Genomic DNA, 9,579 nt, shown 5'->3' on the forward strand with positions numbered 1-9,579 from the left:
GCGCGCGCGCGCGCCTATGTCGGCGATCAGCGCATCGGCGTCGGGAAGGGCGGACATGGTGTGGGCCTTGGCAGTCATGCGCCGCCCCCTATCATGCTTTGTCGCGGCGGTGAAAGTCCCGTTGCGCCGCGCCGCGCGCGCCTTTAGGCAGGGCGCCATGAGCGGGGATATCGAAGGCATCGGGGCAGCGGTGACCGCGGGACTGGCGGCGCGCGCGGTCGAACCGCGCCACGGCGGCGGCCATGGCGACGCGTCGTCGCCCCTGCGCTGCCTGAACTGCGGCACCAGCCTTGTGGGCACGCACTGCCATCATTGCGGGCAACGCGCTGATGTGCATCGCAGCTTCGGCGCGATCGGCCACGACCTCGTCCATGCGATCTTCCATTTCGAAGGCAAGATCTGGAACACGCTGCCCTTGCTCGCTTGGCGGCCGGGCGACCTGACGCGCCGCTATATCCATGGCGAGCGTGCGAGCTTCATTTCGCCGCTGGCGCTGTTCCTGTTCGCGGTGTTCCTGACCTATGCGGTGCTCGCGATGGTCGGCAGCGGCGGCGGGGTCGGCGAGGGGCTCGCCAAGGCGGCAGCCAACCAAACCGAGACGAGCGCGATCAAGGCGCGCTTCTACGCGGAGACCGAGGCGGTCAACGCCGAGCTTGCGAAACAGGGCCTGACGCCCGAACGAAAGCGGCAGCTCGAACAGGAGCTGGTGTCGCTGCGCCGGACCGCCGAATATCTGGGTGTTGCCAAGCCGATGAGCAAGGAAGAGCGCGAAAAGGGGCCGCCGGTGCTCGACGATCCGGGCGAACAGGTGATGACCAGCGTCGATTTCCTGTCGCGGACCAAGGTCGATACCGGCATCGCGTTCATCGACCATGGCTTTGAAAAGGCCAACGCCAACCCCGGGCTGCTGCTCTACAAATTGCAGGCGAACGCCTATAAATTCGCCTGGGCGCTGATCCCGCTGTCGCTGCCCTTCATGTGGCTGCTCTATCCGTTCAGCCGCCGCTTCCACACCTATGACCATTTCGTCTTCGTCACCTATTCGATCTCGTTCATGCTGCTCCTCTTCGTTGTGGTGCGGCTGCTCAACCTGACCGTGCTCGGCAATATCGCGACCTTCCTCGCGATCTTCTATGTGCCCTTCCACATGGTTCGCCAGCTGCGCGGGGCCTATCGCTCGTCGCGCTTCGGGGCGCTGGTGCGCGGGACCTTGCTGCTGTTCTTCAGCCTGTTCGCGGTCATCACCTTCATGCTGCTGCTGCTGGCTTTGGGAGTGATGGGTTAGGGGCCGCCATATCGTCACAAAGACGGAGCAAGGAGCGGCCGACAAGAGGGAGACTGCCATGCATCCGCTTTGGGGCCACATCGACCGCCGACTGCTGATCAAGCTCGGCACCGCGGGACTCGCGGCGCTGGCGTTGCCCGGAGCGGCGCAGGCGATGATGGCGCAGGGCTTCACCCATGGCGTCGCGAGCGGCGAACCCGGCGCCAATTCGGTGCTGCTGTGGACGCGCTATGCCACCGCCAACGACACCGCCTTGACCGCCGAACTCTCCGAGACCGCCGACTTCGCGCGCCTCGCGGGCGGCGGGACGGTCACCGCGCTCGGCGAACGCGACCATACCGCCAAGATCGTCGTCGACGGGCTCGAGCCCGGGCGCTGGTATTTCTATCGCTTCGTCGCCCCCGACGGAGCCAAGTCGCCCACGGGGCGCACCCGCACGCTGCCGCAGGGGCCGACCGCCGCTTTCAACCTCGCACTCGTCTCATGCTCGAACCTGCCCTTTGGCTGGTTCAACGCCTATGGCCATGCCGCGGCGCGGCAGGACATCGACCTCGTCGTCCATGTCGGCGATTATCTCTATGAATATCCGCCGGGCGATTACCCCTCGATCAAGCAGGCGGTGCCCGGCCGGCTGATCCAGCCCGATCACGAGATCGTCAGCCTCGCCGACTATCGCCTGCGCTACGCCGCCTATCGCAGCGACCCCGACCTCGCGCGGCTGCACGCCTTGTTCCCGATGATCGCACAATGGGACGATCATGAATTCACCAACGACGCGTGGAAGGGCGGCGCCGAGAATCACAACGATGGCGAAGGCGAATGGGCGGAGCGCGCCGCGACGGCGGAGCGCGTCTATCGCGAATGGATGCCCGTCGCCGACAGCCGCTGGCGCCATTACCAGGTCGGCGACCTCGCGACGATCTTCCTCCCCGAAACGCGCGTCACGGGCCGCGACAAGCAGGTCGAGATCGACGATATCGTCCGCGATGCGCGCGACCCGGCGGCGGCGCTCAAGGCCTATGCCGAGGGTACCTATCGCGACCCTGCGCGCCAGTTGATGGGCGGGACGCAGGAAAAATGGCTGTTCGACGGCCTCGCCGCCTCGACCAAGGCGGGCACGCGCTGGCAGGTCTGCGCGCAGCAGATCGTGATGGGCAGCCTGTTCACGCCGCCGCAGGCAAAGGACTGGTTCGGCGCCGACATGGCCCCCGAAGTCCGCCGCCGCGTCGAATCGGCGCAAGCCGCGGCGAAAGCGGGGCTGCCGCTCAACCTCGACGCGTGGGACGGCTATCCCGCCGCGCGGTCGCGCCTGCTCGCCGCGGCGCAGCGCGCCGATGCCGATTTCGTTACCCTGTCGGGCGACAGCCACAATGGCTGGGCCTTCGACCTTGGCGAGGACGGCCGGCCCGCGGGCGTCGAGATCGGCGGGCATAGCGTCACCTCGCCGGGGTTCGAGAATTACACGCGCGGCATTTCGGAAGAGACACGCGTCGGCGCGCTCCTCGGCTCGTCGCCGCAGCTCAAATGGGCGAACACCCGCGATCGCGGCTATGTGTCGGTGGCGATGACCCCCGACAAGGTCACCGCCAATTGGCACAGCGTCGAAACGATCCGCGAACGCTCGCTGGCGCTGAAGGGCACGCACAGCATGACCGTCCAGCGCGGGAAACGGATGTACGACGCGGTTTGATCAGCCGTAAGGCGGCGCGTCCTCGAATTCGCCGAACGACGGATAGTCGTTGGCGACGCTCGCGGTGAAGTTCGGCGCGCGCTTCTCGAGGAAGCTCGTCACCCCCTCCATCGCGTCGGGGCTGCGCCCGCGCGCGAAGATCACGCGGCTGTCCCAGCGGTGCGCGCTCATCGGGTGCGGCGCGCCGAGCATGCGCCACATCATGTGGCGGGTCAGCGCGACCGAGACCGGGGCGCTGTCGGCGGTGAGTTCGCGCGCCTTGGCGATCGCGGCGTCGACCAGCTCGCCCGGCGCGTGGACCGACTGGACGAGGCCCTTTTCATGCGCTTCGGCGGCGGGGATCAGCCGGCCCGAATAGCACCAGTCGAGCGCGGTCTGGATGCCGACGAGGCGCGGCAGGAACCAGCTCGACGCCGCCTCGGGCACGATGCCGCGGCGCGCAAAGACGAAGCCGTAGCGCGCGGTGTCGCTGGCGAGGCGCGCATCCATCGACAGCGTCATCGTCGCGCCGATGCCGACCGCGGCGCCGTTGATTGCCCCCAATACGGGCTTCTTGCTCTCGAAGATGCGCATCGACACGCGCCCGCCGCCGTCGCGGATCAGCGGGTGCGACCAGTCGATCGTGCCGTCCTCGGCGACCGGGCTGAGCGAGGTGCCGTCGGGCAGCAGCGCCGCCTTGTCGGTGCGCTTGTCATAATCGAAGGTCGATCCGCCCGCGCTGAGGTCCGCGCCCGCGCAATAGGCGCGATCGCCGTCGCCGGTGAACACCACCGCACGCACGCCGTCGTCGGCGTCGCATTCGTCGAGCGCGGCGACGATCTCGGTCATCATCTGGGTGGTGAAGGCGTTCATCTTGCCGGGGCGGTACAGCGTCAGCAGCGCGATGCCCTCGTGACGGTCGAGGCGAATCTCTTCGAAGCTCATCTTTCTCTCCTTGTCGTTACGGCAATCGTCGCAAGGGATGCCGAGGAAGGCAAGGTCTAGTTTACGTAAGCGTAAAGATGTTGCCCCGTCTCAGACGGGAGCAGGGGCGGCCCACGCCGGGGATGACGCGCCCGACCTTTGCCGCTATAGGCGCGCGAACCGCCCCGGCGCCGCGCCTCTGCCTGAGTCGCTTTCGCCGGGGCCATTCATTTGGTTCCGACAGAAAGTAACCGCCCATGGCCCGTCGCCGCCAGATCTACGAAGGCAAAGCCAAGATCCTGTATGAAGGCCCCGAACCGGGCACGCTGATCCAGTATTTCAAGGACGATGCGACCGCGTTCAACGCCCAGAAAAAGGGCACGATCAGCGGCAAGGGCGTGCTCAACAACCGCATTTCGGAGCATGTCTTCACGCTGCTCGGCAATATCGGCGTGCCGACCCACTTCATCCGCCGCCTCAACATGCGCGAGCAGTTGATCCGCCAGGTCGAGATCGTCCCGATCGAGGTGATCGTGCGCAACGTCGCCGCGGGCACGCTGTCGAAGCGCCTCGGCATCGAGGAGGGGACGCAGCTTCCCCGCACGCTGATCGAATATTGCTACAAGGACGACGCGCTCGGCGATCCGCTCGTCGCCGAGGAGCATATCGCCTGCTTCAACTGGTGCAGCCAGGAAGAATTGCACGATATCCAGGACATGGCGATCCGCATCAACGACTTCATGTCGGGCATGTTCGCCGCGGTCGGCATCCGCCTGATCGACTTCAAGCTCGAATTCGGCCGGCTCTATGACGGCGATTTCAGCCGCATCATCCTCGCCGACGAGATCAGCCCCGACGGCTGCCGCCTTTGGGACATGACGACGAACGAAAAGCTCGACAAGGACCGCTTCCGCCGCGACCTCGGCGGCGAAGTCGAAGCCTATCAGGAAGTCGCGCGCCGCCTCGGCCTGCTGCCCGAGGGCGCCGACAGCGCGGTGCTCGACCTCGAAAGCCACCGGAAGAAAAAGGGCAGCTGATCCGCCACTTGAGCGGCGCGCGTCACGAGGGATTTCAAGCCTCGTCATTGCGAGGAGCGAAGCGACGCGGCAATCCAGAGTCGGCATGAACCGCTCTGGATTGCTTCGCTACGCTCGCAATGACGAGGTTTTTAGTCTGTCGTCGTTCCTCAGATATTGATGCTCGTCGGGATCAGGCTCGGCTGGAGGTACGGATAGGGCGCCAGCCGCTGCGCGTTGCGGGCGACGATCTCGGTCTCGACGTCGGTCAGCGCGGCCTGGAACCAGGCGAGCGGGCCGGTCTTCGCTGTGACGCGCGGATCCTGGAACCACAACGGATAGGGAAAGGCGTTGCTGCGATAGTCGCCGAGCGGGCGGTAGTGCAGCGAGCCCAGCAGTTCGAGCACGTTCAATTGCTCGAGCGCCAGCCCCATCGGCGGCATCATCGCGAGCCAGCCCGGCTTGTCCTGTCCGCGCTGGCCGGTCGGGGCTGGCTCCCAGCCCGCGCCGGTGATCGCGGGGGCAAAGGTCATGATGTCCTTTTGCGGGAAATTGACCGCCGCATGCTGCGCGCTCGCGGTGAACATCACCATGGTGCAGATTTCGGCGAGCTGATTGCGGCTCGTCACCGGGCCGAAGCCCCGGATCTTCGCCTCGGTCGCGAGACATGCGGCCCAGGCCGCAAGCTCGGTATCGCCGACCACCGCGGCATCATTCGCATAATAGAGATCGACATATTGGCGCGCCCATTCGTGGATCGTGTTCCACACGAGCAGCGCGTCGTCGCGATACGGATAGTCGGCCAGCGCCGAGGTCACCCCGACGCCGCGCGCGGCGAGGTCGGCGGGCAGCATCTTGCCGTAAAAGTCGAAGGCGAGCCGCGCATCGACCGCCGCCGCCTGGCTCGAGACGATCGTGCCTGCGAAAATATGGTCGATCGGTCCGCCCGCCGCGATCAGCGAGGTCGCCGCGGCTTCGTTGATGAACAACGTTCCCTCATAATGCGGGACGAGCAGCGCCCAGATCGGGTGAACCTCGGCGAGGTGGCGGTGCGTCGCGACCGCGAACGCCTCGATCACCAGATGCGTGCGCGCGAGATGGGTGAACAGCTCGTGATAATTGCCGTCGGCGACCTGCACGACCAGCTTGGCCATTTCCCAGCCCCATAGTTTTTCGGGCGCGGGCGAGGGGGTGAAGATCGGGAAGTCGGCGGGATCCTGCCCGCACTGGATCGCGACCGGGACCAGCGAGGCGCCGCCCGGCGGCACGGCGAACAGCGCGATCGGCTGCCAGGCATATTTGGCCTCGCCGCGATAGGTGCCGGGGTCGAGCACCGCCAGATCCTGGTAATCGAGCAGGAAGAGGCGGCCGTCGGCCAGCGCCCGGTCGAGCGTGTCGCCGTTCACCACCGCTGCATATTGTTTCGCGGTCAGCGGGAATTTCGCCGGCAGCGCGTCGCCGGCGGCGGCGATCAGCATATTGTTCGGCCCCTGCACGCGCAGCCGCGCGAAGCTGGCGTCGTTCTGGAAGTCATAGGCGATGCCGGGAACCGGCAGCGTCTGGAACAGCGCGCGATAGGCGTCGAGGCTGCGCGGCGCGCTGCTGCCGATGCCGGCGACCTCGTCGTCGCTCACCTTCATCAATTCCTCGATGCGCGCCTTATAGCCTTCGAGCAGCGCCAGATGCGCGTCGCGTTCGATCGTCGCGACCGCGCTTTCGACATCCTCGACGATGCGCTCGAAGATATTGCCGCCCTCATGCGCGCCATGCGCGGCGGCGATCTTGCGCGTCGACGCCTCGATCGCGTCGCATTCGGCGAACTGCGCGGCATAATCGGCGTGCGCGGCGGTCAGTTCGCCGGCCTCGACCGCGCCGAGCTTCACCGCGAGCGCGTTGCGCACGATCGCCAGCCCGATGGTGATGAGCTTGCCGAACCAGGCGATGGTTGGCACGTCGTTCTTCGGCACATCGGTCGCCAGCGGCACGCCGGGCAGGGTGGGGACGTCGGTGGTCCACACATAAATGGCCTGCGTCGCGGTCAGTTGCGCGGCGCGGGCGGCGCGCTGCGCCGGCGTGTCGTTCTGCGGCAGCGTCGGATCGGCGGACGGCATCGGCGATGCGAGGGCTGGCGTGGGCGTGGTCAGTGACGCAACGGGATAGGACATGATGGCGGGCTCCCCCAAATGGATCGACATTCGAATGGGAGCGGCTGTCGCAAAACATGGTTAATATTTTGCATGGGCGGTCATCGTGCTAGATGCGTATCAGGATGAAAAAAGGGGATTCTATCCTTAACCGATGTTTTACGCCTGCTCGCTATCCCCCTCGCCATGACGGGGGTCTATCACTGGTTGCGAACGCGCATTTTCCCGCCGGTACCGGAGGCGATCCGGGACGACGTCGCGCTGCTGCGCGCCAATCGCGTCGAAACGCTGACCCCGATGCTGTTCCTCACGCTCGCGGCTACGACGCCGACCGCCATCTATGGCGGGGTGGAGACGGTACACCCGATCGTCCGCATCGGTTTCCCGATCATCCTCGCGGTGGTCAGCCTGTTCGGCTTCTTCGTGCTGTGGCGCAATCGCGGCCGGCACATGAGCGTGCGCCGCGCGCGCCGCGTGATCGTCGAATCGACCTGGCTGTCGGGCACGATGGGCGCGATGTGCAGCCTGTGGACGGTCATCAACTGGATCGCCGCGCCGCCCGAGGCGCATAGCTATTATGCGATGATCATGGCGATGGGCTCGCTCGCCACCGCCTATTGCCTGTCGTCGATCCGGTTCACCACCATCGTCAACCTCGGTATCGGGCTCGTCCCGATCATCCTGCTCATGCTCACCTCGGGCAACCCGCCCGAGATCGCTGCGGGGACCAGCCTGCTCGTCGCCAGCGCCTTTTTGCTGCGCATGATCGTGCAGCAGCACGGCCAGCTCGTCGACCTGCTCCAGCTCCAGCAACGGATGCGCGACCTTGCGCACACCGATCCGCTCACCGGGCTGTGGAACCGCCGCGAACTCGATGCGCGGATCGACCGGGAAATCGGCGCCGCGCGCGCCGACACCTGCTTTGCGCTCGCGTTGCTCGATCTCGACGGGTTCAAGCCGGTCAACGACCGCTATGGCCATGGCGTCGGCGACGCGCTGCTGCGCGAGGTTGCGGCGCGGCTGCGCCATGCCTGCGGCGACGATGCGATGGTCGCGCGGCAGGGTGGCGACGAATTCGCGATCCTCGTGCCCGCAGGGTCGCGCTTGCTCGACACGTCGCTCGCCGATCATCTGCTCGCCGAACTCGCCGCGCCCTATCGCATCGACGGCGCGGTGATCCATGTCGGCGCCAGCGTCGGCGTCGCGCGCTGGCCCGACGACGGCGGCAGCGCGAAGAAATTGTTCGAGACCGCCGACCGCGCGGTCTATGCCGCCAAGATCGGCGACCGCGACGCCATGTCGTCTGTCGAAAGCATCGCCCGGATCGGTTAGCCGCCGCTTGACCCCTCCGGGGGCGGGCGCCAGACAGGGGCATGACTTTCCGACCCCTGTTGCGTGCCTCCGCCGCGCTGTCGCCCCTTGTCCTTGCCGCCACCCTTGCCCTTGCCGGCCCCGCGCCGCTGCTCGCGCGCGAACCCGTCGCGGCTCCCGCGCCTGCTCCCGCGGCGACCAACCCGCAGACCGACGCATCGCGCGCGTGGAACTTCGCCGCAAGCGATGTGACGGTCGATCCGAACATCGTCTTCGGCGTCCTGCCCAACGGCATGAAATATGCGCTGCTGAAAAACAGCACCCCCAAGGACAGCGTCGCGATCCGCATGCGCTTCGACGTCGGCAGCTTTGCCGAGGCCGACGACCAGCGCGGGCTCGCGCATTTCCTCGAACATATGGCGTTCAACGGGTCGACCAACGTGCCCGAGGGCGAGATGATCAAATTGCTCGAGCGCAAGGGGCTGGCGTTCGGCGCCGACACCAATGCCTCGACCGGTTTCGACGCGACGGTGTACCAGCTCGACCTGCCCAACGCCTCCGACGACCTTGTCGACACCGGGCTGATGCTGATGCGCGAAACCGCGAGCGAGCTGACGATCGACCCCGCCGCGGTCGACCGCGAGCGCGGCATCATCCTGTCCGAACGGCGCGCGCGCGACACCTATCAGCTGCGCAGCCTGATCGACCAGCTCGATTTCCAGATGAAGGGGATGAGCGCGCCGAACCGCATCCCGGTCGGCACGATCGAGGTGATCCAGTCGGCCCCCGCCGCGCGCATCCGCGACCTTTATGACCGCTATTACCGGCCCGAGCGCGCGACACTGGTGATGGTCGGCGATTTCGATCCGGCGGCGATCGAGGCGAAGATCAAGGCGCGCTTCGCCGACTGGAAGGGGCGCGGCCCCGCGGGCGCCGACCCCGACCTCGGCACGATCGATTACAAGCGTCCGTCGGCCGCCGACGATTTCGTCGATCCGGCGATCGCCGACGGGGTGACGATCACCGCGTTCAAGCCGTGGGTGAAATTGCCCGACACCAAGGCAAAGCGCGCGAAGGACCTCGCCGAGGGGATCGGCGAGGCGATCGTCAGCCGCCGCCTCGCCAAGCTCGCGCTTGCCGAGGATTCGCCGATCCTCAACGGCTATTTCGGCGATTCGAACGGCTGGGACGTCTTCGATCAGGTGACGATCGGCGCGACCGCCAAGGCGG

Annotated in this window: 7 protein-coding genes; 5 read left to right on the forward strand and 2 right to left on the reverse strand. The window is 66.6% G+C overall.

Annotated features, from left to right (window positions below; genetic code table 11):
• The first annotated feature begins 157 nt into the window (after positions 1-157).
• Positions 158-1,285: a DUF3667 domain-containing protein gene (locus tag B1A78_RS18265; protein WP_077148336.1), complete on the forward strand. Its 1,128-nt coding sequence runs from the start codon at positions 158-160 to the stop codon at positions 1,283-1,285.
• Positions 1,286-1,343: 58 nt separating this feature from the next.
• A complete protein-coding gene (locus tag B1A78_RS18270; RefSeq protein ID WP_077148337.1) occupies positions 1,344-2,975 on the forward strand; it encodes an alkaline phosphatase in 1,632 nt (543 codons plus the stop codon).
• Here the strand turns inward: B1A78_RS18270 and B1A78_RS18275 are convergent, their stop codons facing one another.
• A complete protein-coding gene (locus B1A78_RS18275; protein ID WP_077148338.1) occupies positions 2,976-3,899 on the reverse strand; it encodes a crotonase/enoyl-CoA hydratase family protein in 924 nt (307 codons plus the stop codon).
• A gap of 236 nt (positions 3,900-4,135) precedes the next feature.
• On the opposite strand from B1A78_RS18275, the gene purC reads away from it, so the two are divergent.
• The gene (gene purC, locus B1A78_RS18280) at positions 4,136-4,915 is read left to right on the forward strand and encodes a phosphoribosylaminoimidazolesuccinocarboxamide synthase (protein ID WP_077148339.1); all 780 of its coding nucleotides are present in this window, start codon (positions 4,136-4,138) and stop codon (positions 4,913-4,915) included.
• 149 nt (positions 4,916-5,064) lie between these two features.
• On the opposite strand, the gene B1A78_RS18285 is transcribed toward purC, so the two are convergent.
• Positions 5,065-7,059, reverse strand: a complete 1,995-nt coding sequence (locus B1A78_RS18285) for a lipoxygenase family protein (protein WP_077148340.1) — start codon at positions 7,057-7,059, stop codon at positions 5,065-5,067.
• A 165-nt stretch (positions 7,060-7,224) separates the two neighbouring features.
• On the opposite strand from B1A78_RS18285, the gene B1A78_RS18290 reads away from it, so the two are divergent.
• The gene (locus tag B1A78_RS18290; protein ID WP_256839253.1) at positions 7,225-8,370 is read left to right on the forward strand and encodes a diguanylate cyclase; all 1,146 of its coding nucleotides are present in this window, start codon (positions 7,225-7,227) and stop codon (positions 8,368-8,370) included.
• Positions 8,371-8,411: 41 nt separating this feature from the next.
• Positions 8,412-9,579 (forward strand): pitrilysin family protein (locus B1A78_RS18295; protein WP_144037895.1); only part of this gene is annotated, 1,168 nt, incomplete at its 3' end.

Source organism: Sphingopyxis sp. KK2 (assembly GCF_001990265.1).
Taxonomy (GTDB): Bacteria; Pseudomonadota; Alphaproteobacteria; order Sphingomonadales; family Sphingomonadaceae; genus Sphingopyxis.